The organism is Alicyclobacillus sp. CIJ1 (assembly GCF_057538885.1).
This window is the reverse complement of sequence record NZ_BAAJPH010000067.1, coordinates 73,685-96,297: the sequence shown is the minus strand read 5'-3', so window position 1 is coordinate 96,297 and position 22,613 is coordinate 73,685. Positions and strand designations below refer to the sequence as shown.

Here is a 22,613-nt window from a genome sequence, read left to right as displayed (position 1 = left end):
CAAGCGATTTTGTAAACATTCGAATCCAGTATATCAGGTCGGAGGGCCTGTTTGCACCAATCGCGGGGCATCATGCGTTCGACGCCACATCTGCCGAGGGACCACCGGCGGTGCCTTTCGGCGCGACGCGCCACCAGCCGATGGTGAGCGCGGCACAGGCGGCGGAACAGAGCCACATCCACGCCGCGACGGGGACCACGTGCAACGAAGCGCCGGCGAGCGCGGACGCAAGCGGGACGGCCACGCCCGCGAACGAGTAGATGAGGCCAAACGCGCGGCCCCGCACCTCCCCAGGAATCGCGCGCTGCATCAGGGCAAAGCCGATGGCGTTGATGATGGCGAGCGACACGCCCAGCACAACATTCATCGCGAGCGAGAGCCACACCGAGCGGGAGAAGCTGAAGATGAGCATGGCAAAGGACGTCAGGGCGCCGAAGGTGAGAAGTCCGGTGCGCGCGCTCATCCGCGCGGCGAGTCCCGCGAAGAGGCTCCCGAGCAACTGTCCGAGCGACAGCGCCGCGTTGATGGCGCCGAATTGGAGAGCGCCTCCGTGCAGCACGCGGTGCGTCCACACCGACAACAGCACGTCCACGCCTGCAAAGAAGAAGTTCAGGAGCACGATGAGGGGCAGGACGGCCACGTACCAGCGAATGCGCCCGACGGCGCGCCAGCCCTCCATCACCTGCGAGACCACAGAAGCCTTCGGCCTCGGTTCCGCCGCGCCATCCCGCCAGATCCGGCCCTCGCGCCGCCACAGGCGAATGACGTTCGCCACGGCAGCGGCACTCGCGAGAAAGCTCAGGCCGTCGATGGCCGCGATCCAAGGGATGCCGATGGCCGCGAGCGATGCGCCGCCGATGGCCGACCCGACGGACAGCGCCAATCGCGACGTCGTCATGACCAGACCATTGGCCGCCGTCAGATCCTCGTCGGGCACCAGGCGCGGCAGGATCACGTTCTCCGCCGGCCCAAAGAGACTCCCTCCGAGGCCGTGCGCGGCCAGGATGACAAGCGTGACCGCCACAAACGCGTGGGGCCAAAGGGCGTACACGAGGGCGCCGAACAGCGAGACCGAGGCGCGAGCGAGATCTGTCCAAAGCATCACGTACCGGGCGTCCCAGCGATCGACGAGGCTGCCGCCCACCGCAGACAGGAGGTTGGGAAGTGTCAGGGCCAGGCCCGCGGCGGACAACAGATACGGCGAGCGGAGCTGAACTTCCCAGTACGCCATGATGAAAAACAACTGCGTGCCGAGCTGCGACAGGACCTGCCCCAGCCAGACCGAGGTGAACGCCGGCCATCGGAATACCCGTAACATCGCGCTCTCTCCTCACTGGATTTGACGTCACTCCACCGTCTCGCCGCTCGGAGCGTTGGACCAGGCCGGCGCCCGAAAGCGAGATGTTCCAAACATCCACACCGCCACCACGGTCAGCACACATGGAACGAGATCCCAAAGGAACGCAGAGTGAATGGACTGATTCAGCGCGTCTGTGAGCTTCTGCAGCACAAAGCCGGGCATGTGCTCGCGCGTCTCAGGCGACATGATGGCGCGAGGATCCATGTGGCTGAACGCGCGCGCCTGCGGCACACCCCGAAACGCCTCTGCCACCTGGTGGGCGAACGCGTGCTTCTGAATCGCGCCGTAGATCACAATCCCGACCGTCATGCCGAGTTCGCGGACGAAGCTGTTCGTGGAACTGCCCGCGCCGCGGTTTTGTGCGTCGAGATCGCCCATCGCGGCCATGCCGGTGACGGAGAAGAACGGCCCGATGCCAAGCCCCACCACGGCCATGTCGAGGATTACACGCCACGTCGGCGTATCTGCCCCAAGCCCGAGAAGCAGCGCGATGCCGGCGCCGAAGACGATGGCGAACGGCAAGAGCACGGTGCGATAAGGCGCGCGGCTCGCGAAGCGCCCCGCCATCGCCGCGGTCACGGACGATCCGACCATCATCGGCAGGAGAAACAGCCCCGCGTCGATGGGCGATCCGCCGCGCACGCCCTGCACGTAAATCGGCACCCACACGACCGCGACGATGTACGCGCTGCCGCTCAAGATGCCCGCCACGTTCGAGACGGCGAAGGATCGCTTTCGAAAGAGGTGAAGCGAGACTACGGGCTCCTTGGCGCGCAGCTCCACGGCGAAAAAGAGCGCGAGGAGCGCCGCGGAAACGGCGAAACCAGCCAGGATGGGCGCGGAGTTCCACGGATACGTCTGTCCGCCGAATTCCAGCGCGAACGTGAGCGCCGTCACGCCGGGCACCAGCGTGAAGATGCCGAGCCAGTCAATGGCCTGCCGGCCGTGCCGCGCAGACTCGCGGTACGCGAACAGGATGAGCAGGAACGCGACAACACCAATCGGCACGTTGATGTAGAAGACGATCCGCCACGACCAGTGCTGGGTGATGTACGCGCCGAGAAGCGGGCCGAAGATGCTCGCCATGCCGAAGACCGCGCCAAAGAGCCCCGAGAACTTGCCCTGCTCCTTCGGCGGCACCACGTCGAAGATGATGGTGAACGCAATGGGCATCAGCGCACCGCCGCCAATCCCCTGAATCGCGCGGTAGATGGCGAGTTCGGTCATGTTCTGCGCCGTCCCACACAGGATGGATCCGATGAGAAACGCCGCGATGCCAAACATGAAAAACCGCTTGCGCCCGTACATGTCGGACAACTTGCCGAAGATGGGCATCCCGGCCATCTCCGTCAGCATGTACGCCGCCGTGATCCACACAATCTGCTCGAGGCCGCCCAGGTGCGCCACGATGTTGCCCGTCGCGGTGGCCACAATCGTGTTGTCCATGGCCGCGACAAAGATGCCCAAGAGCAGGGCCAGCACCACGAGCCCTTGGTTCGAAGTCCGATCTGCCTGCACACAAACCCTCCTCGCGTTATTCAGGCCTACCCGCGTCGATGACCCGCCCCACCTTGGCGTCCGGGTGCGCGTCATACGACTGACCATATTCCACGCGTTCAATCTCGCATCCTGGGCCAAGCCGCACCACCTGCGCCCGCACCACGCGGGCGCGGGTATGAACGAGGTGGACCTCGTCCGCCTCAATGACGTCCGCCTCGAGCGTCCCGTGCCTGCGCATCGACGATTTCCACAGATACCGCGGCAGCTCCACGGTGAGCCGACCCATCCCCATCTCGCGCACCCGGCACGGGCCGTGCAGCCGAAACCGGGCCTCGTCCGCGGAGAACAGGCCCTCAACGGTCAGCGCACCGCGAATGAGAGCGCGATCGGCGCCGCAGTTTCCACGGACGACGACCTCGCCCGCCGTCTTGAATACTCCCGCAGACAAGTGCCCGTCGCATTCGAGCGCCCCCATCACGTTCAGCTTGGCGGCGGTCACATCGCCTCGACACATCGCCTGTCCCATAATGGTCGCCGCCTCCGCCGACACGTCCGCCCTCGCCTCCAGCTCGCCCATCACGCGGAGGCGCTCACAGGTGAGTGGCCCCTTGACGACCGCCTGCCCCATGATCCGCACGCGCCCGAAGTCGCCACCCGCTGCGGTGGACTGGCCCATCACCGTCAGCTTCGGCTTCGCCCCGTCTCCCATCTCCGTCGCCCCCTCAGATCTGCACCGCTTCACCGACCACGGCCGAACCGCGCCGCTCGAACGACGTGCGGTATTCGACGCGATCGACCCGGCAATCGTCGCCGATGACCACCACGTCTCCCCGGATCCGGCGGGCCAGCACCGCCTCCACCTCGATGCGGTCCCCTTCAATCGTCTCCACCTCGAGCCTCGGCTTCGAGAACCATCCCCCGCTTCCAACCGCAGCTGTGAGCGACGAGCAGCCAATCTCTCGCACTTTGGACTTGCCCATCAACTCAAACTCGATCACGTCCGCGTTCATCAGCGCCCCGCAGTGCACATTGCCCGTCACGCGGACGCGCTCCGCCTCGATGGGCCCCTCCACCTTGACACGCCCGCCAATCTTCAGGACGCCCGCGCGCAGGGCACCCTGGATGCGCGCCATGCCTGAGACTTCGGCCTGCTCCGCCACCTCGCAGTTGCCGTCCACGTCGCACAGCCCGTTGATCTCGAATGCCCCCGCCCAAACGGCCCCGTCCACGGACATGCGGCCGTTTACCTCGAGTCGGCCCTCGACCCGCAGGTTGCCATCCACCTGCGCGCTCCCATTCACTTCACACGTCTCGCAAGCGATATCTCCCTGCATCTTCGCCATGCCGTTGACCTCGACCCGCCCATACGTCCCGCCGCCCACCGACGTGCGGCCGGACACCTCTAGATCCTCAGGCATACGCGATCCCCTCCCCGATTTGACCATGGTCACCTTCACATCAGCTTCAGCTTCAGCTGTTCCACAGCGCTCGCCACATCGACGGAAAACGCGACGTTGGCCTGCGGATCAAGCGCGATCTCGGCATTCGGCGCGCGCGCCAGCCAGGTCCCGACGCCGAGCTTGCGGACGAGATCGACACGCATCTGCATGTCACGAAACACTGTTACGAAACGAGGGTATGCAGCGGTGAGCTGCCGCGCCTCGTCCAGGCTGACCCGGCCGCTCTCCAGCGCCTCGTGCACGAGGTATACGCAGACGATGTCCGGAAATGCCAAGATCCGGGCGTTCGGAACCGCATCGGCGTAGAGGCGCCAGGCGAGATCGCCCACAATGCCGAGGCGCACGAGGTCTTCTCCAGCCCGCTCAATCTCGATACCCGTCGGCGAAAGGCGCTTCGCCAGTTCATCGAGCGGGACGTCTTCCTTCCATTGCTTGATCTGCTCGATGCGGCTCAGGATCTTGTCGCGGGGAAAGAAGGTCTCCTGGCCGGTGAATGTGGCCTTGCGGATGAACCACTCCTCCGGGATGAGCTTCTTACGCTTCCAGCGATACAATTGGCCGTAGGAAATCCCGGCGAGATCGAGTAACTCCTTTTTTGAGATCAGTTCCTCGTCCATTGAACATCATCTCCGACGCCGCCATCGTAACATAACAATGTTACATTTCGCAAGTGCCACTTCACCGGGGCCTGAGAAGTGAGTCGCCGGCCGCGCCAACGCGCCCCCCTGATTCAAAAAGCGCCTGCCACGAGGGCAGGCGCCTTGCATTCTTCGTTCACTTCGTCACATACCAGTACTGCATCTCGGGCAGGCCGTCTGCCGCGTTCAGGTGCTGCAACACGCCCTGCACGTGCGGAGCCACCACGACGAGCGTGGCCGGATTGACCGTCCACAGGAACGGCAGAACCTTTGCCGTGTACATCTCGTACTCGTCGAACACCTTCATGGTCTGCGCTTCGGTCGGATACGGCTGGTGCGTCGCGTTGATCAGCTGGTCTTCCTTCGGATCGCTGAAGCCTGTGCCGCTCGACGCGCCGGTGTTGAACAGTCCCTCGCCGGTCGGGTAGTAACCAGGACCGTTGTACACCCAGCCGGAGCCCAGTGCGAGATCCCAGGAGTGGTTGCTCGAGTCCGACGTGATGGAGATGAACTGCGAGAACGGCTCGCCCTTGAGCTGCACCTTCACGCCGATCTGCGCCAGGTCCTGCTGAACGAGCTCCGCCTCCTGCTGCGTCGACTCGCTGCCGGTGACGTACATCATCGTGAACTCCATCTTCTTGCCTTGCGCGTTGGTCATGACACCGTTCTTCAGGTGCCAGCCGGCGTTCTCCAGTGTCTGCTTCGCCTTCGCGAGGTTGAAGCTGTAGAGGCCGTTCACGGCCGGATCGTAGAACTTCGTCGCAGGCTGCGGCGGAATCGGCCCGTACAGGGGCACCGCGAAGCCCTTGTAGATGTCCTTCACGATGGTCTGGCGGTCAATCGCCATCTGCAGCGCCTGGCGAACCGGCAGCTGATCAAAGATGCTGGCATTCGGCGAGCCCTTGTACATGTTCATCTCAATCCAGAAGATGCCGAATGCGTATTCCGGTGTCACCGTGTCGCCCATCGAGGTGAGCGCGGACTCGGAGCCGAGCTGCGACTGATCCAGGTAACCCACATTGATCTGACCGCTGCGCAGCGCGGCGAATTCTGCCTCGTTCGAGCCCTCGTACTGGAAGACAATCTTGCTCACCTGAGGCTTGTGGCCCGCGTAGCTCGGATTCGGGACAATCACCCACTCCTGCTTATCCTTGGCTAAGAGCGGCTTGAACGGGCCGTCGACGACCTTGTCGAACATCATGTTGGTCGCATTGGCACCCAGGTACTTGATCTCGTCGACGATGTTCGACTTCACGTCCATGTAGGAAGCAGGGAGCGGCGTGAGCTGGATGATGCCGTTGTAGATGAACCACTGCTGGTTCGCCGGCTGCTTCAGGGTGATGGTGACCTCGTACGGGCCATTCGCCACCACGCTCTTCACGCCGTTCGGAATGTCGCCGGTGCCCACACCCACAAACGGCCACGGGCTCGGCGCGTTCGGCGCGGACGCCGCCTTAATCACGTTCCACGTGAACAGCACGTCCTTGGAAGTCACCGGTTGGCCGTTGGACCACTTCCACTTGGGATTCAAGAAAATGTGATAGACCGTACCTTGCTTGTTGTAGGTGATGTTCTTCGCGATGGAATCCTGCCAGTTGATGCTGTAATCGTTGTTCAGCACCAGCATCGGGATGTACATCTGATCCACAATCTGAGCGTTGTAAAGCGAATCGTTCGCCGCGTTAAAGATGGGAAGGAACCAGTTGAGGTCCGTCTGCGGAGGCAGCGCGTAATCAATCACACCAGCTGGATTGACGCTGGCCGCGCCAGCCGATGCACTAGCGGCACTCGCACCGTTCGAAGAAGGCGTGCTAGACGAAGCATTGTTGGCGGCCGTGCCGCACCCTGTGACCCCCAGCACAATGGCTGCTGCAGCTGCGCCAGAAACAAGCGCTCGTTTTCTCATTTTTCGCACCATTTGTACCTCCCTATCAACGCCTAGAGAATGCCCGCATCGAACGGTGTCGATCGATGCGGGCCAGTAGCAGGTGTAGAACCAAGGACACCCCTAGTATAGCAAGTCCAATTGCGCATTGCACGCATTTTTTAAAGAGATCTTCAATACAACTTCACACTTGCGTGCACAGCCTCACTGACCCGACACTGTCCAGTACTGCATCTCCGGAATCCCCACCGCGCCGTTGTAGTACGGCAGCACGTTGTGGACGTTCGGCGCGATGACCGCGACCGTCGCGTTGTTCACATTCCAGAGCATCGGCAACTGCTCTGCCGTGTAGTACTCGTATTGATAGAAGTGCTTCATCGTCTCGGCTGTGGAGCTGTACGGTTCGTGCGTCGCATTGATGAGCGCGTCCTCGGTCGGATTGCTGTAGCCCGTGCCACTCGGCGCACCCGTGTTAAACAGGCCATCGCCGGACGGATAATAGCCGGGGCCGCTGTAGATCCACCCGGAGCCGAGCGCGAGATCCCAGTTGGTGTCCTTCGGATTGCTCGTCAGCGAAATTAGCTGATCAAACGGCATCCCCTTCAGCGACACCTTGACACCAATCTGGGCAAGCTCCTGCTGAATCAGTTCGGCCTCTTGCACCGTCGTCTCGACGCCCGTGGCATAGATCATGGTGAAATTCATCTTCTCGTTGCCCTTGGTCATGACGCCGTTTTTCAGCTGCCATCCGTGGGCCTCAAGCAACTTCTTCGCGGCGGAAGGATTGTAAGGATACAGCTTGGCCACGGCCGGATCGTAGAACTGCGTCTTGGGTTCGGGCGGAATGGGCCCGTGAAGCGGTACCGCGTACCCCTTATAAATGTCCTGCGCAATTTCGTCGTTGTTAATGGCCTGCATCAGGGCCTGGCGGACATAGAGTTGATTGAAGATCTTCGAGTTGGGCGAGGCCGGGTACATGTTCATCTCGGTCCAAAAGACCGCAAACATGTATTCGGGCGCGACCGTGAAGCCGGATGACTTTAACTGCGGGATGGCCGCGGATTCGGACGGATCGATGTATCCGACATTGACCTGGCCGCTGCGCAGCGCTGCGAGCTCCGATTCGTTGGAACCCTCGTACAAGAAAATCAACTTCGACACTGTGCTCTTGTGGCCGGCGTACATCGGGTTCGGCTTGAGCACCCACTCCTGGCGATCCTTCGCATACACCGGTTCAAACGGCCCGTCGACGACCTTGTCAAACATCATGTTCGGCCCATTCGCCCCGAGATACTTCAGCTCGTCCGTCATGTTCTTCTTGACATCCATGTACTTCGCCGGCATCGGCGTCATCTGCATGAGACCGTTGTAAATGAACCACTGTTGGTTGGTCGGCTGTTTCAGCGTGACCGTCACTTCGTACGGGCCATTCGCCACGACGCTCTTGATCCCGTTCGGAATGTCTCCCGTGCCCACGCCGACGTACGGCCATGGGGAGGGCGCGTTTGGAGCGCAGGCCGCTTTCATGACGTTCCACGTGAAGAGCAAATCCGAGGACGTCACTGGTTGACCGTTGGACCATTTCCACTTCGGGTTCAGGTAGATGTGGTAGACCGTTCCGGAGGAATTGTAGGTGACCTTTTCAGCGATGGAATTCTTCCAGTCAATTTGATAGTTGTTGTTCAGTTGGAGCAGCGGCACGAACATCTGGTACACGAGCTGCGCATTGGCCAGCGTGTCCGTGGGCCCGGTGAAGAGCGGCAGGAACCAGTTCAGGTCTGTGGCCGGCTGGACGGCGTACTCAATCACGCCCCCGTTTGCGCTGGCGGACGCTGCACCCGCGTTTCCGCCGACCGCGTGGGAAGCGCTCTGCACCTGGGAAGAGGCACCACACCCCGTGGCCCCCAGCACGATGGCTGCCGCCATTCCTGCAGCGGCGATTCCTTTTCCGCGACGTTTCACAGTCTCTCGAACCCCCTCAATGTTCTGGAAATCTCTCATTTGAACCGAGATTTCAGAGAATCACGCCCATTGTACGACGCGTCGACGGCCGTGTAAAGGGGAAGATGTGTAACAACTGGACATCTTGCGTCCGAAAATGTTTTCCGCAAGTCAAGAAAATGGACACACCGGCCGTTCGCCGATGTGCCCGCGCATCTATCCGTCAAATGCCTAGCAGCTTCTTCACGAGCGGAATCTGCCCGCGGTGGTGCGCCGTATGCGCGATGGCGTAAGCGGCGAGTTGCCGCTTGTTCACCTCGCCGACACCGAGCTTGGCTCCCGGCTGATCCAACTCCTCAGCCGTGAGGTGATCAAACGCCTCCTTGGCCAGCCGCTCGTTTTCCGACCACATCGCCTTGATCTTCGCGACATCCCAACTCGTCGCCAAAAACGGCGCCCGCGCGTCGGTGTCTGTCGGTTCTCCCTTCAACTGCGCGAAGAAGCGGCGTTCCACGAGCAGCGTGTGTTCCAAAATGGACGCGATGTTGTTGAAGTTGTCCGCCGGCTTCTTGACCCACTGATCGTCCGTCAAGCCATCGACCATTTGATGAATCGTCGCGTGGACCTTCACGTACAAATCGTGGAGATCCTGCATCTCTTTCAACATGAGCTCATCCCTCCCTCAGGTTCGCCGAAACGTTGCGCGTTCCATCGGCGCGCCCTCCTCCATTGTAGCGCGATCCCGTCCGCCAGAATGATTTGCTACAATTCGAAATAGACCTTCCATGTACAGGGGGATATTCCCGTGCATATCTACCTGCTTGGCGGATCCGGGTTCATCGGCCACCACCTCGCGCAACAACTCGAGCGCCAGGGCCACGTCCCGATCGTCGTGCGACGCCCTTACTCCTCGCACGCCCTTCGCGAGCACTTCGCCAGGAGCATCCAGGGCGGCGAGCCGTACGCCATCTGCAACCTTGCCGGCGCCTCGCTCAACCAAAAACGATGGAGTGCGGCCTATCGGCACGAGATCGTCCAGTCGCGCGTCGACACGGTCCGGGCCGTGATCGCAGCAGTTGAAGGTTTGCCTGCGGCACCGACCGCGTACGTGCAGGCGTCCGCCGTCGGCTACTACGGCCCGTCCCTCACGGAGACGTTCACCGAAGCGTCTCCGCCTGGAAACGACTTTCTGGCGCGTGTCTGCGTAAGCTGGGAGCAAGCCGCCGAACCCCTCCGCGCCCTCACGCGCGTGGCCTTTGTTCGATTTGGCATGGTGCTGGGGCAAGACGGAGGCGCGCTGCCGCTCATGTGGCCGGTGTTTCAACTGGGGCTCGGAGGAACACTCGGGCGCGGAAATCAGTGGATTTCCTGGATCCACGTCGACGACGCCGCCCGACTCGCCGCATGGATTGTCGCAGACAGCCGCCTCGACGGCGCGTTCAACGCCACCGCGCCTCACCCTGTCCGGATGCGCGACTTCACGCGCGCGCTCGCCGAGGTGCTCCACCGCCCCCACCTCGCCCATGTCCCTGGTCCTGTGCTGCGACTTGCACTCGGACGGCGCGCCACGCTCGTCCTCGACGGCCAGCGCGTCCTACCTCAGCGCGCGCTTGATCTCGGCTTTTCCTTCGCCTTCCCCACGCTCGAGGAGGCCCTCTGGGACTTCCTGTAAGCGAGACTTGTGCCCCACCCCGTCCTGCCCTTAGAATGAAATCGATTTCCCCATCAATCTTTTGCAGGGAAAGACAAGAAAGGAGGCTGTCGAGCCATGGCCACGCGCTTTCGCTGGGTCATCATAGGTCTTTTGTTTTTCATCACAGTGGTCAACTACATCGACCGATCCGCCATTTCGTACGCCATCGGCGACATCGCGCAGGTTCTGCACCTGAACGACAGCCAGGTGGGCATGATCCTCGGCGCCTTTGGCATCGGCTACATGATCACCACGTTCTTCGGCGGCATCTGGGTCGATCACGTCGGCGCCCGATGGGCCCTGTTCTTTGCTTCGCTCTTGTGGAGCCTGTCCATCGGACTGACGGGCGTCGCTGCGTCGTTCACCGTCATCTACCTCATGCGCATCCTTCTCGGTGTGGCGGAAGGGCCGAACTTTCCAGCCGTCAACCGGGCAGTCGGCGACTGGCTGTCGCCTCGCGAACGAGCTATCGCGCTGTCGAACTCGCTCGTGGCCGTCCCACTCGCGCTCGCCATCGGCGCCCCGATTGTGACGTCCTTGATTCTCGGTGTCGGCTGGCGAGGGATGTTTATCATTCTCGGCATTGTGGGGCTTCTCTGGGTGCCCGTCTGGTTCTTCTTGTTCCGCGACTTTCCGGAGCATAGCCGCCACGTCAATGACGAGGAGTTGCGCCACATTCGCGCGTCCGAACACGTGGATCGCACGCGACCGGCGAAGGAAATGCGCTTTCGCCAGGCGCATCACGTGTCATCAGGGCGGCTGTGGAAGTACCTTTTGGTCAACCGCACGTTGATGGCGAACAACTGGTCGTTCTTCGTCTTCGGCTATTATCTCTTCTTCTTCATGACGTGGTTGCCATCCTATCTGAAGAGCGAATACCACCTAAACCTGAAGTCGGTCGGTGCTTTCTCCATCTTGCCGTGGGCGCTTGCCACGGTGCTGTTGTGGCTCGTGGGTTACCTCTCGGACTGGATCTTGCGCCAGACTGGCAGCCTGCGGCTGGCGAGATCGTATCCCATCTGGATCTCGCAACTGCTTTCCGCGCTGTGTGTCGTGCCGCTCACCTTTACGCACGACCTCACGACGGCCATCGTGTTCATCACGCTCGCAGTGGGTTTTGGAATGAGCGCCAACTCGACCTTCTACGCCATGAATGTGGATCTCATGCGAGAGCGAACGGGCACCGCGCTTGGCGTGATGGACACGTTCTTCGCAGCCGCTGGCTTCCTTGCGCCAGTCATTACCGGATGGATTGTGAACGCGACGGGAAGCTTCAAGAGCGCCTTCTGGCTCATGGCCGTGCTCGCCGCGACCTCCGTCCTCGCCGTGCTCATCTTCCATCAGCCGGATAAACAGCGGCGGATTGATACCTCTGCCAACTCTTCTCCGACGCTCACGCAATGACGCCTGAGGCCCCGCGGATCGTTCCCCGCGGGGCCCCTTTATTGCGTTCGTCGTCAACGCGGCCTGACTCTACGCCGCTACTCCGCAAAGCTCGATTGGATCGCGCCAAAGGTTCGAAAGGCGCAAGGCGGCGAGGCGAAGCTACGGGTTTTTAAGTACTCGGTAGAGTCTCCATGTGCCGAAGCTCTTCTCCAGGCGTACCCACGGCGCCCCATGGGCGTAGAGCGTCGGGTAGATCCGGTTTACGGCGTCAAACTGATATCCATTTACAGGATCTGGAACAAGTATATACTGTACGTGGTGTGTCCACGGGTAGCGCAGCGCATTGGCAAAATCGTAGTCGCTCGTAATCACGAGATGTCGCGGCTGTCGCACATGGAGAATGACATCGAAGGCAGAGTACGAATCCATGAGAACAGTCGCGCGGGGGAGATCCTGATTGATATACTGGGCAATTTGCTGTTGGATTCGGAGCTGTTGAATCACCTCGTTTTTGTCCATGTGAAGGAGACTGTATTCCTCCGGCGCAACATTCGCATTTCGCTCCATGATGATCCCCGTGAACACACCAGAGATCACAATGGACGCGGCCATCGCAACTTGCGCCAGTTCACGCCAACGTCGCTCCAATTGTCGGGCATCCGAGCGCATTTCGTACGTCCACCAGGCAACCGCAATCGGAAGCGGATAGAAGAAGAATCGCAACCACCCGTACGATGCCCCATGAAGGAGTAGCAAGAACTGTAACGATGGAATGGATGCAGCGAGCACGAGCAGTTGTAACGTTTCCCACCGGACCAGTCGACCGCGAATGAGCCTGTAGACAAGCAACATACCCACGGGAATCATAAACACCCAGATTCGTTCCCACATGAACAGGAGAACGCGAACCGGATGATGCTCGATCGCGCGATACTTGGACGCGGAAGAGAGCATGCTGGTCAGCGACAAGTTGGAATACGCGGAGTGCAGGAAGTAAAGCGGATCGTGCATAATCTCGGCATTAAGCACCATCCACACGATACCCGAATATACGGCTGGCAAGAGCAATACGAGCGCCGTGGCAGCGGCATACCACAAACGCTCCTGACGGCGGAATCGACGGTAGTCTCGGCGAGACATGAGCAAGCGCACCTGTGCATCTGCCGGGGCGCGGCGCAGCGCGTCCGACAGCACGACGGCAAATAGCCCCACGCCGAAGGCAACGGCCTCGTAGCGAGCCCAAAACGCCATGGCAAGCGCACACCCTGCCATGACCAGCCTTGAAACGGCACGGTCATCTTTCCATGACAGGTAGTTTAATAGAGAGATCACCAGAAAGCAGGCAAAGATCATCTCGCTCATGCCGTTTGCGCCGTAGAGGAACATGAAGGGGTGCAGCGCAAGGCACAAAACGACCACAATGGAAGTGGTCTTCGAAACCTCAGCCCAAAGGAGAGCTCGGTGCAGTGCGAACGCGATGGCCGCAGATGCGACGGAGGTTATGAAAACGCCAGCTAACGCATCTGAAGCGACGGGCGGAAACCAACGCCACAATGCGACCGGCGGCAACTCAAACATGCTCGGCAGTGGATTCCACACAAAGCCAATCGCACCCAGATGCGGATTCCGGCTAAACAACACGTAAAATGCGTTGGCTACGCGGCTCAGGGCATCTTCTTGAATGTCACCCTTGACTGCGTAAAGATAGCAACCGAAGATGAACTCAGCCGCAAACACAATTACAGCTAAGACCCATCCACTGCGGTCTTTTCTCCGAACGGATCCATTCTCCATGGGAAGTTCAACCCATTGTGTCACTCATGAACGCTCCTTGTGATGGGAGATGCACCTTGCTGGTCGTCAAACCATGCGGCGTCTTGTTCCAATGGAACGGCCTGCGAATGAGCTCCCATAACGCGCGATACGTGGCGACCGACATAAGGAGCCAATACAGCGGCGAGAGAATCGCCGAAAGCACCAATTGGAACGACAACAACGCAGATCCACGCCGCTGACTCTTCTCAACTTCGAGATACATTCCGACCATGTTGCTGTATACAAACAGAAAATTGCCGATGAACAACAGAACAGAGGCTAAGTAGTAAATGAAGCCGGGAAACAGTGTCGGAATCCATGGCGCATGACGCACGAACCAGAGTATCAACAACAGCCAAAAGAACGGGTTCACAAGGGGTAAAAACGGGGTTCCGAGGATCATGGCCTGAAATCCCCAGAAGCCTTTCGTGCCGAGATCCCGCCACAGTTGCACTGGATGCCTCATGTTCACGAGCCATGTGATGAGATAGCCTTTCACCCACCGGGCTCGCTGTCGAATCCAAGAACGAATGCGACTATTGGCTTCTTCCCACGTCGTGGAATCCACCAAAGCCGTCTGATATCCATGTTTGTACAGCCGCACGCCGAGATCGGCGTCCTCTGTCACATTGAACGGATCCCACGCGCCAACTTTCCTCAAGACCTCCGTTCGAAAATGGTTGGAGGTGCCGCCAAGCGGAATCGGAACATTCATGGCCATCACACCGGGAAGCAAGATGCCGAACCAGTTGCTGTACTCCTGAGCAAACCATCGGGTAAGCAAGTTCTGGTTCGCATTGTAATAGTTCAGTTTCGCCTGCACGCATGCATACTCGGCGGGGAGCTTGCGAAACGCTGCGATGACCTTTTTTAATTGATCGAGTTCCGGGCGATCTTCGGCATCATAAATCACCACAAACTCTCCGCGCGCATGGATCAAGCCGAAATTACACGCCTTGGGCTTCGTCTGTGGGTACGATTTCGGCACGACGACAAATGAGACGTAGTACGGCGGCGAGAGGGCTCGTGCCGCTTGCAGCGTCTCGAGGTCATCCTCTTCAAACAGAAGGCGAATATCCAATTTGTGTTTCGGATAGTCAAGCTGCATGAGGTGTTCCAGAAGACCAGGCAACACGTTCGCCTCGCGATAGAGCGGCACAAGAATGGTATACGTCGGCAACTCTCGTTCAGACAGGGACGCGAGGTCCTCGCCCGTAACGGAAACGAAGCCCTCCCCTTGTGCACCGCGATAGAGCATCACGACCTTCATCAACGCGAACAACGCGTAGCCAAGCTGCAACACCCAATTGATGGCGAGAGCTGTAGCCCGAGGCACCAAGGCAAAGCCTGTGCCCAGGGCAATCAGCACCAAAACACCTACCACGACTTGTGCTCGGGTCAGTAGGAAAGACGCCGAATTCTGAGGCTGTTCTTCGGCGAGCCGCTCCACGCTTTCGAACCGCATTTCATCTGCGTAAATCAGGTTCCAAAGCTGGTCAAGTTCATACCGGGTAGCAAGTTGTTGACGAATCGGCTTATCCAGATACTTAGTGAGTTCTCGCATGCGCGCTTCGTCCAGGATATCGTGAACAGCCACCCAAATCTGTGATGCATCTTCATCGATCACGACTGCCCCCAGCCTTCGCGCCACGTCTTCTGGGAGCTTACGTAGGGTTTGGAGTCGAGGAGGCCAGACCACCCTCTCGTGCTTGAGCTGTTCCGCCAGAACACGGTAGACATCGACCGGCTTCGCATAGCCTCGCGCCACGACGATGTCACCCAAGCGCCCGCCCGTGGCAGCTTGTTCGAGAAGAGCAGCTTCCAGTTGTTCAGACGTCAGAATCCCCCGTTCCACCATAAGCGTGCCCAAGGGAATTTGCCCACTTGGAAACTTCCGTGCGTTACCCATTCATCTCTCCGTCTCCCAGGTATCTTGGACCACGCCATTCAAGTCCAAGATTCATCGTCAGTCCTTCAAATCGAAATACGCATGATATACGCCATTCGGATGACCGTCAACACAGGAACATCGCAAAGGGTGAATCCGCGCGTTTGGAACACAGCCTGAGCCGTATTGAGACAAACCGCCTCAGGCATACGCTGTACACATGGGTGCGGACTCCTCGCCCACGGAAGGAGACGTTTCATGCCTTCGCTCATCGTGATTGGCACAGCCGCCGCAGATGCTGCGGTTCAAAACGCAGGCATCTTTCTCGGCGAGGGAAATGTCGGCGGATGGGACGCCAACCGGAAGATGTCCAACGCGTACAGCGGCACGTACGGCGCCTTCAACGTCCTGGCCGGCATGGTGAACGTCAATGTGGACAACTTCGAAGGGGTGGATGGGGCCATCAACGACACGGACTTCAAGCTCACCGTGGGCGCCAATGGATAACGGCATTCGAGTCGGGCAGAACGAAGGCGGAGGGTTGACATGCCAAGCGTCATCTTGCTCGGTTCGCTCCTCATGAACACGCCTCAACAAAACGCGGGTGCTTTCGTCGGCGAATACAACTTCGCAGGATGGGACGCCAACCGAAAAATGAGCCAGGCGCACGGCGGCGAATTCGGCTTTTTCAACTGGAGCCCCGGCTTCTACAATCTCAATCTCGACAGCTTCGAAGTGGTGGACGGAGCCATTAACGACGCGGACGCCAAGCCGGTCATCGGCAACAACCTATGAGCACGGCACCTCGTCCTGCTCGCACGTGTGAGGGAGGAGATGGCCATTCCTGCGCTCGTCTTTATCGGGGCAAACAATTCCATGACGCCGCAACAGAACGCGGGCACGTTCATCGGCCAAGTCAACAACGGCGGCTGGGATGCCAACATGAAGTTTCAGGCTGGAAAGAGCGGCAACTTTGATGTGATGAGCTACAATCTGCAGATCTGGAGCCTGCTGTTCGACAGCTTCGAGTTTATCGACGGTCAGGTGAACACCCTCGGCCTGAAGCCGGACGTCGAGGGCAATGTCTAAGACACGTTCTCACGCCGAAGGAGGCGGTTCCCATTCCAGTGCTGATTCTGAGCGGTGTGCTCAACACCATGACGCCGCAACAGAACGCGGGCGTATTTCTCGGTCAAATCAACATCGGCGGCTGGGACGCCAACCAAAAGTATGGCGCCGGCAAGGCGCTCGACGCAGGCGTGTTCAACGTCCTCATTAGCGCCAACGCGCTGTTCGACAGCTTTGAAATGATGGACGGCGTGATCCACGATCAAGACCTAAAACTAAGCTACGAGTGGAACTTCTGAATGCGGAACGCTGTAGAGGAGGCTGCCATCCAAGCCAGGACTGGAGGTTGACGCGTGCCAACGGTCATTGCCTTTCAAGCCATTTTGAGCAACACGCCGCAACAGAACTCGGGAATTTTCATCGGCGAGATCAACATCGGCGGCTGGGACGCGCACGTCAAATCGAACGCCGCGCAAGCCGCTGTGCTGGGCTCTCACAATGTCCACCTGCTCACGCGCAACCTGAATGTGGATAGCTACGAACTCTTGGACGGCCTCATCTTCGACCAGGATTTCAAACCGACGTGGGGCATCCAATGTTGAATTCATGGGTCGAGAGAAGGCCGCCCGGCCGGGCGGCCTTGTTTCATCGGGCGTTCAGCAGTTTCAGAAATTCGCGCATGAAGCCAGGTAGATCTGGCCACGCGTGTCCGGACACGAGGTTTCCCTCCACATACAGCGTCTCCGAGGCGTACTTTGCGCCCATGCCCTCGACGCTCGGCTTGCAGGCGATGTACGCCGTCATGGTGCGCCCCTGCAGCTTGTCGCGCACCACCTCAAGAACCTGCGCCGCATGACAAATCGCCCCAACAGGCTTATTGGCATCGAAGAAATGACCCACGATGCGCGGCACATGCTCGTTGAGCCGGATGTACTCTGGCGCCCGGCCGCCAGGCAGGATGAGGCCGTCGAATTCCTCCGGCCGAATGTCGGCGAAAGCCGCGTGCGCCTGAATGAGGTATCCCGGTTTCTCCGTATAGGTCTCCCAGCCCGTGAAATCGTGGACGACGGTGTTCAGTGTCTTCTTGGTCGGCGCTGCGATGACGGCGTCGATCCCTTCCTCGAGGAGCCGATAGTAAGGATAGTAGATTTCCAGGGCTTCGACCGCGTCTCCCGCTAAGATGAGCACCTTCTTGGCCATCTGAACATCCCTCTCCTCGTTCCGATTGAACGCCTCGCAGGGCGTCCATCTCCATTGTATGGGACTTCAGCCATCTCGTCCACGCCGGCCTTTCGACACGGTTCGACCGCCTGGGTTATCCGCCGGCGTCCGCCCGAGCCGTCTGCTCGGCGAACGCGACGAGATCGACCGCAACCTGGCTGACCTCCTGCATGGCCGACGCCAAGGCTTCCATGGCGGACCGCTGCGCTTCCGCTTCCCGGTCCACCCGCTCGATGGCCTCGTTCAGCGCCTCGAGCATCTCCACCATCCGGCGCGTGTTCTGCGCAATCACGTCTGTCTGTTCCCTGGCCCCTTCCGCCAACCGCCGAATCTCGCGGGCGATCACGGCAAACCCGCGCCCGCTCTCCCCTGCGCGCGACGCCTCAATCGAGGCGTTCAACCCGAGAATGCGGCTCGTGTCGGCAATCTCCCGGACCTCGTCCGAGATGGACCGCACGTCGCGAACCGCGGTCAGCACGGAACGGGACTCGCGCGCGATGTCGCCGAGGCTCGTGGCCAGAACCTGCATGGACGCGGCCATCTCCTGCAGCGTCGCGCTCGTCTGCTGCACGGACGACGAGAGCGTCGTCGCCAGGCCGACGAGCCGCTCCTTCGCGTCCACGCGGGTACACGCGCAGAAGGCGCCCACGGGTTCACCGCCCTCCGCGGCGATAGGCACCGCCTTGATGACCACCGGCAGGCCCAACACGGAGGCATCCAGGCGCACTTCGCGCACCCGCCCTTCGCGCACGGCCTCATACAGCCCGTCGCCCGGCCGGAGCTCATAGCCTTCCGTTACCGCGAGCGCGAACGTCCGCGCGGGGACCACCGCCCGAATTCGCGTCCGATCCGCCACAAGGATGGCTACATCATCCAAAAACGCTCGTTGGGCCAACCTTGCAAAACGATGCGCATCGTTGAGCGCCGGATGCATGGCCTGATGTTGCTCCGACGGGACAGTCGATCCGACTTCCACACACATCCTCCTCCACGGCCAGCCATCCTTCCCTTCGATACTCGGTTCCACACGCGCCAGGCATCCTCCTGCTCAGGGAACGAAGTCAAATCGAAGGGGCGCCAGCAACCTGGCGCCCCTTCTGGAATCCGGTCCTTTTTATTCGGCGTCCGCAAGCTGCGGGTTTTCCCCCTCGGGAAAGTTGGGCTTGGGGAATCCGCTGCGCACGCCCCAAAGGTAGAAGACAAGCGCGGACACGGCGACTACCACCATATCCCACCCGTAGGGCAGGACGCCGATGCCGCCGAACTTGCCGCTGCCAAGGAACGAGACGAGCGCCATCCACAACAGATACACGATGAGCCAAAGCCCGCGGCGGAAGTGCTCCGAAAATCCGCGCCAGCCCGCCTTCGCGGTATAGTAGAAGTAAATCGGCAACCCGATGATGATGACGATGATGACCTCGCCCGTCAACGGCCACTGCGCCCAGTACAGGATGAGCGACGCGAAGATGAACGCGATAGGAGCAATGACGGCCATCCCCGGGACTCGCACCGGGCGCTCGACGTTTTCGCCCATCTTGCGGAACGCCATGACGGCGATGGGCCCGGTGACGTACGAGATGAGCGTCGCGACCGAAATCACCCCGGAAAGCTCGCCCCAGCCCCGGAACATCAGCATGAAGATGTACGCGATGACGAGGTTCAGCCACATCGCCGCGCGTGGCACGCCGTAGCGCGGGTGAATCCGGCCGAACACCTTCGGAAAGTAGCCGTTCGCCTCCAGGCCGTGGACCATGCGCGCGGTCGTCGCCGTGTACGTGATGCCCGTGCCGGACGGCGACACGAACGCGTCCAGAAAGAGAATGATGGCGAGCCAGTTCACGTTCAGGGCGAGGGCGAGATCGGCAAACGGCGACTTCAGGTTGATGCTTGCCCAGCCGTGGCTCAGCAGGTTCCCCGGCATTGAGCCGATGAACGCGGCCTGCAAGCAGAGGTAAATCACGCCGGCGAGCAGAACGGAGCCAATCACGGCGAGTGGCACGTTCCGGCTCGGGTTGCGCGCCTCGCCCGCCAGGTTGATGGGGCTCTGGAAGCCGTTAAACGCAAAGATGACGCCAGACGTCGCGATGGCCGTCAGCACGCTCGCCCATCCGTTGGGCGCAAACCCGCCGTACTGCGTGAAGTTGTGCGTGTCAAAGTGAGCGGCGATGAGGCCAATCACAGTGAGCGCAGGAATGATGAACTTGAACACAGTGATGAGCGTGTTGGCACGGGCGAACAGCTTCACCGTCCAGTAGTTCAGCAAAAAGTAAATGAAGACGAGGATGGCTGCCAGAAGCAAGCCGGGCGGCGTGAGCGTCTTGTTGACGTACAGGTGGTGCGTCCACTGAGCCCAGTGCCAAGGCCACGAGCTCATATACTGAATCGATGCCTCTGCCTCAATCGGGATGACGGACGCAATGGCAATCCAGTTCGCCCAGCCGGACAAAAACCCGACGAACGACCCATGCGAATAGTGCGCGTAGCGCACCATGCCGCCGGATCGCGGGAACATGGGGCCAAGTTCCGCATAGGTCAGGCCGATGAGTAAAATGACAGCCATACCCAGGATCCAGGCGACGATTGCGGCCGGACCTGCGACCTTGGCGGCCTTCCACGCGCCGAACAGCCAACCCGAGCCGATGATGGACCCGAGCCCGGTCATGGTCAGCGCGACGAGATGAATCTCTCGGCGCATGCCCTTGTCCATGAAATTCCTCCCTTGTGTGTGCGGATTCCGTGATGTGCCCTCCCGCGGCGTCGGAGCACCCGCAGTGTCTCTGCGTGATCGCTTTCATGCGCATGTATGAGGGCACAAACTGTCCACCATACGCCCCATGATGCCGCAAGGAGCTCAGCTCTGTCAACCGAGATACTTCTTGGAATTGATGGACGATTTCGATCCGCCCGAGATGGACGATCAGTTCTCAACTTTTCCATTTGCAAAACGGCCCATGTCCGAATCGTTGAACGCGCAAGAACCTTCCCGGCATGAACGGACATCCTCGTTCATATCATCGGATTGGGTCAAGAAATTGAAAGACCTACGAACCCGATTTCTAGGGTTGAATCTTCGCAAGTCTCCTAATATGATGGAGTTGAAAGCGGTTTCCAACCGTTTTCTGATCAAGTAAGGAGGGGACATGGGTGGCAGTTCAAGAAGTGAACGCGAGCGCTCTGCATCCGGATGTCGTCGAGTTTCTCAAGGGTCCCAAGGGCTTGTTTATTGACGGCGAATTCGTTCCCTCACTCTCCGGTAAAACCTTCAAGTCTATCAATCCCGCGACGGAAGAAGTCCTGGTAGAAGTCGCGGAGGCGGAAGCCCCCGATATCGACCGCGCGGTCAAAGCTGCTCGTCGCGCCTTTGAGTCCGGTCCGTGGTCGCGCATGAGCGCCGCAGAACGGTCTCGGTTGCTCTACAGACTGGCAGATCTCATGGAAGAACATAAGCTGCAGCTCGCTCAGCTGGAGACGCTCGATAACGGCAAACCCATTCGCGAGTCCCTGAACGCAGACCTTCCCCTTGCGATTGAACACATTCGCTACTACGCCGGCTGGCCCACCAAAGTCGTGGGACAGACCATCCCAGTAGCAGGAAAGTACTTCAATTACACGCGCCACGAGCCCGTTGGCGTAGTGGGCCAGATCATCCCGTGGAACTTCCCGCTCCTCATGGCGTGCTGGAAAATCGGCGCTGCGTTGGCCATGGGCTGCACGGTGGTACTCAAGCCGGCCGAGCAGACGCCGCTCTCCGCACTCTACCTGGCCAAACTGATTCAGGAAGCCGGCTTCCCACCGGGTGTCCTCAACGTCGTGCCGGGCTTTGGCGAGACCGCTGGACAGGCGCTCGTGGAGCATCCGGACGTCAACAAGATTGCGTTCACCGGATCGACGGAAGTCGGCAAGCTCATCATGCGCAACGCTGCGGCTACGCTGAAGCGCGTCACGCTTGAACTCGGCGGCAAGTCCCCGAACATCATTCTCCCCGATGCTGACATGAGCCGAGCCATCCCAGGCGCGTTCATGGGGATCATGTTCAACCAGGGCCAGGTGTGCTGCGCCGGATCGCGCCTGTTCGTGCAGAAGAAAGCGTACGACAACGTGGTGGCCGATCTCGTCTCCCTCGCAAAGAAGATCCGCCAGGGCCCGGGTCTGGACCAAAGCACGGAGATGGGACCGCTCGTGTCCGATGAACAGGAAAAGCGCGTGCTCGGCTACATCGAGAAGGGCGTGGAAGAGGGCGCCGAGGTCCTCGTGGGCGGCGGCAAGGCCACGGATCGCGGATACTTCGTGCAGCCGACCATCTTTGCCAACGTCCGGGACGACATGACCATCGCGCGTGAAGAGATCTTCGGACCGGTGGTCGCGGCGATGCCGTTTGAAGACCTGGACGAAGTCATTGCGCGGGCGAACGACACGGAGTACGGCCTGGCGGCCGGTGTGTGGACGGAGAATATCCGCAACGCCCACTATATCGCCAGCAAGCTGAAGGCCGGCACTGTTTGGGTCAACTGCTACAACGTGTTTGACGCGGCGGCTCCGTTCGGTGGATACAAGCAGTCTGGTATCGGGCGCGAAATGGGCTCGTATGCGTTGAATAACTACACGGAAGTCAAAGACGTCTGGATCAGCTTGAGCTGAATCCCGCATGCAAGTGAGGCCCGGCGCTTCGCCGGGCCTATTTTTGTCGCCCAAATTGGCAGATGTGGACGTTTGTAGACACCGGCGCTCCCATGCTCGCCTATTGTGTGCAGAAAGAGA

General features: G+C 60.2%; 21 protein-coding genes. 8 read left to right on the top strand and 13 right to left on the bottom strand.

The genetic code is table 11. The features are described from left to right. Window positions 1–70: 70 nt before the first annotated feature. From AC27E8_RS03895 to AC27E8_RS03860, 8 genes are all read right to left on the bottom strand, one after another. Window positions 71–1,318, bottom strand: a complete 1,248-nt coding sequence (locus AC27E8_RS03895) for an MFS transporter (RefSeq protein ID WP_487098516.1) — start codon at window positions 1,316–1,318, stop codon at window positions 71–73. 27 nt (window positions 1,319–1,345) lie between these two features. Next, window positions 1,346–2,878 carry an MDR family MFS transporter gene (locus tag AC27E8_RS03890; protein WP_487098517.1) on the bottom strand — a complete coding sequence of 511 codons (1,533 nt, stop codon included), beginning with the start codon at window positions 2,876–2,878 and terminating at the stop codon, window positions 1,346–1,348. Between the two features lie 16 nt (window positions 2,879–2,894). Further along, a complete protein-coding gene (locus tag AC27E8_RS03885; RefSeq protein WP_487098518.1) occupies window positions 2,895–3,569 on the bottom strand; it encodes a polymer-forming cytoskeletal protein in 675 nt (224 codons plus the stop codon). A 13-nt stretch (window positions 3,570–3,582) separates the two neighbouring features. Further along, the gene (locus AC27E8_RS03880) at window positions 3,583–4,278 is read right to left on the bottom strand and encodes a polymer-forming cytoskeletal protein (RefSeq protein ID WP_487098519.1); all 696 of its coding nucleotides are present in this window, start codon (window positions 4,276–4,278) and stop codon (window positions 3,583–3,585) included. 35 nt (window positions 4,279–4,313) lie between these two features. Beyond that, window positions 4,314–4,937, bottom strand: a complete 624-nt coding sequence (locus tag AC27E8_RS03875) for a YhbD family protein (RefSeq protein WP_487098520.1) — start codon at window positions 4,935–4,937, stop codon at window positions 4,314–4,316. A gap of 157 nt (window positions 4,938–5,094) precedes the next feature. Next, window positions 5,095–6,876 carry a peptide ABC transporter substrate-binding protein gene (locus tag AC27E8_RS03870; protein ID WP_487098521.1) on the bottom strand — a complete coding sequence of 594 codons (1,782 nt, stop codon included), beginning with the start codon at window positions 6,874–6,876 and terminating at the stop codon, window positions 5,095–5,097. Between the two features lie 171 nt (window positions 6,877–7,047). Further along, on the bottom strand, window positions 7,048–8,805 hold the full coding sequence (locus AC27E8_RS03865; protein ID WP_487098522.1) for a peptide ABC transporter substrate-binding protein: 1,758 nt from the start codon (window positions 8,803–8,805) through the stop codon (window positions 7,048–7,050). Between the two features lie 202 nt (window positions 8,806–9,007). Then, window positions 9,008–9,451 (bottom strand): DinB family protein, encoded by a 444-nt coding sequence (locus tag AC27E8_RS03860; RefSeq protein ID WP_487098523.1) that lies wholly within the window; start codon window positions 9,449–9,451, stop codon window positions 9,008–9,010. A gap of 138 nt (window positions 9,452–9,589) precedes the next feature. Between AC27E8_RS03860 and AC27E8_RS03855 the strand changes: the two genes are divergently transcribed. Beyond that, on the top strand, window positions 9,590–10,456 hold the full coding sequence (locus AC27E8_RS03855) for a TIGR01777 family oxidoreductase (protein WP_487098524.1): 867 nt from the start codon (window positions 9,590–9,592) through the stop codon (window positions 10,454–10,456). A 96-nt stretch (window positions 10,457–10,552) separates the two neighbouring features. Beyond that, window positions 10,553–11,881 (top strand): MFS transporter, encoded by a 1,329-nt coding sequence (locus tag AC27E8_RS03850; RefSeq protein ID WP_487098525.1) that lies wholly within the window; start codon window positions 10,553–10,555, stop codon window positions 11,879–11,881. A gap of 141 nt (window positions 11,882–12,022) precedes the next feature. Here AC27E8_RS03850 and AC27E8_RS03845 read toward each other — a convergent pair whose 3' ends face one another. Together AC27E8_RS03845 and AC27E8_RS03840 are read right to left on the bottom strand one after the other, a co-directional pair. Next, a complete protein-coding gene (locus AC27E8_RS03845) occupies window positions 12,023–13,681 on the bottom strand; it encodes a hypothetical protein (protein ID WP_487098526.1) in 1,659 nt (552 codons plus the stop codon). Further along, window positions 13,665–15,587, bottom strand: a complete 1,923-nt coding sequence (locus tag AC27E8_RS03840; RefSeq protein WP_487098527.1) for a glycosyltransferase family 2 protein — start codon at window positions 15,585–15,587, stop codon at window positions 13,665–13,667. The genes AC27E8_RS03845 and AC27E8_RS03840 overlap by 17 nt, the downstream gene beginning before the upstream one ends. Before the next feature lie 237 nt (window positions 15,588–15,824). On the opposite strand from AC27E8_RS03840, the gene AC27E8_RS03835 reads away from it, so the two are divergent. From AC27E8_RS03835 to AC27E8_RS03815, 5 genes are read left to right on the top strand one after another with little or no spacing between them, the layout of a single operon-like run. Next, entirely contained in the window at window positions 15,825–16,073 is a 249-nt protein-coding gene (locus AC27E8_RS03835) for a hypothetical protein (RefSeq protein WP_206832259.1), read from the top strand. A gap of 39 nt (window positions 16,074–16,112) precedes the next feature. Then, the gene (locus tag AC27E8_RS03830; protein WP_014465514.1) at window positions 16,113–16,361 is read left to right on the top strand and encodes a hypothetical protein; all 249 of its coding nucleotides are present in this window, start codon (window positions 16,113–16,115) and stop codon (window positions 16,359–16,361) included. 39 nt (window positions 16,362–16,400) lie between these two features. Beyond that, window positions 16,401–16,655: a hypothetical protein gene (locus AC27E8_RS03825; RefSeq protein WP_487098528.1), complete on the top strand. Its 255-nt coding sequence runs from the start codon at window positions 16,401–16,403 to the stop codon at window positions 16,653–16,655. A 38-nt stretch (window positions 16,656–16,693) separates the two neighbouring features. Continuing rightward, on the top strand, window positions 16,694–16,933 hold the full coding sequence (locus AC27E8_RS03820) for a hypothetical protein (RefSeq protein WP_407929334.1): 240 nt from the start codon (window positions 16,694–16,696) through the stop codon (window positions 16,931–16,933). A 54-nt stretch (window positions 16,934–16,987) separates the two neighbouring features. Beyond that, complete coding sequence (locus tag AC27E8_RS03815; protein ID WP_487098529.1) at window positions 16,988–17,236, top strand: hypothetical protein; 249 nt, start codon at window positions 16,988–16,990, stop codon at window positions 17,234–17,236. Window positions 17,237–17,279: 43 nt separating this feature from the next. Here AC27E8_RS03815 and AC27E8_RS03810 read toward each other — a convergent pair whose 3' ends face one another. The 3 genes from AC27E8_RS03810 to AC27E8_RS03800 all read right to left on the bottom strand — a co-directional run bounded on the left by AC27E8_RS03810 (window position 17,280) and on the right by AC27E8_RS03800 (window position 20,562). Beyond that, window positions 17,280–17,834, bottom strand: a complete 555-nt coding sequence (locus AC27E8_RS03810) for a DJ-1/PfpI family protein (RefSeq protein WP_014465518.1) — start codon at window positions 17,832–17,834, stop codon at window positions 17,280–17,282. Window positions 17,835–17,949: 115 nt separating this feature from the next. After that, on the bottom strand, window positions 17,950–18,837 hold the full coding sequence (locus AC27E8_RS03805; protein ID WP_487098530.1) for a methyl-accepting chemotaxis protein: 888 nt from the start codon (window positions 18,835–18,837) through the stop codon (window positions 17,950–17,952). A 132-nt stretch (window positions 18,838–18,969) separates the two neighbouring features. Further along, the gene (locus tag AC27E8_RS03800; protein ID WP_206832262.1) at window positions 18,970–20,562 is read right to left on the bottom strand and encodes an APC family permease; all 1,593 of its coding nucleotides are present in this window, start codon (window positions 20,560–20,562) and stop codon (window positions 18,970–18,972) included. 437 nt (window positions 20,563–20,999) lie between these two features. On the opposite strand from AC27E8_RS03800, the gene AC27E8_RS03795 reads away from it, so the two are divergent. Beyond that, window positions 21,000–22,493, top strand: coding sequence for an aldehyde dehydrogenase family protein (locus AC27E8_RS03795; protein WP_487098531.1), 1,494 nt, complete (start codon window positions 21,000–21,002; stop codon window positions 22,491–22,493). Window positions 22,494–22,613: the final 120 nt, after the last annotated feature.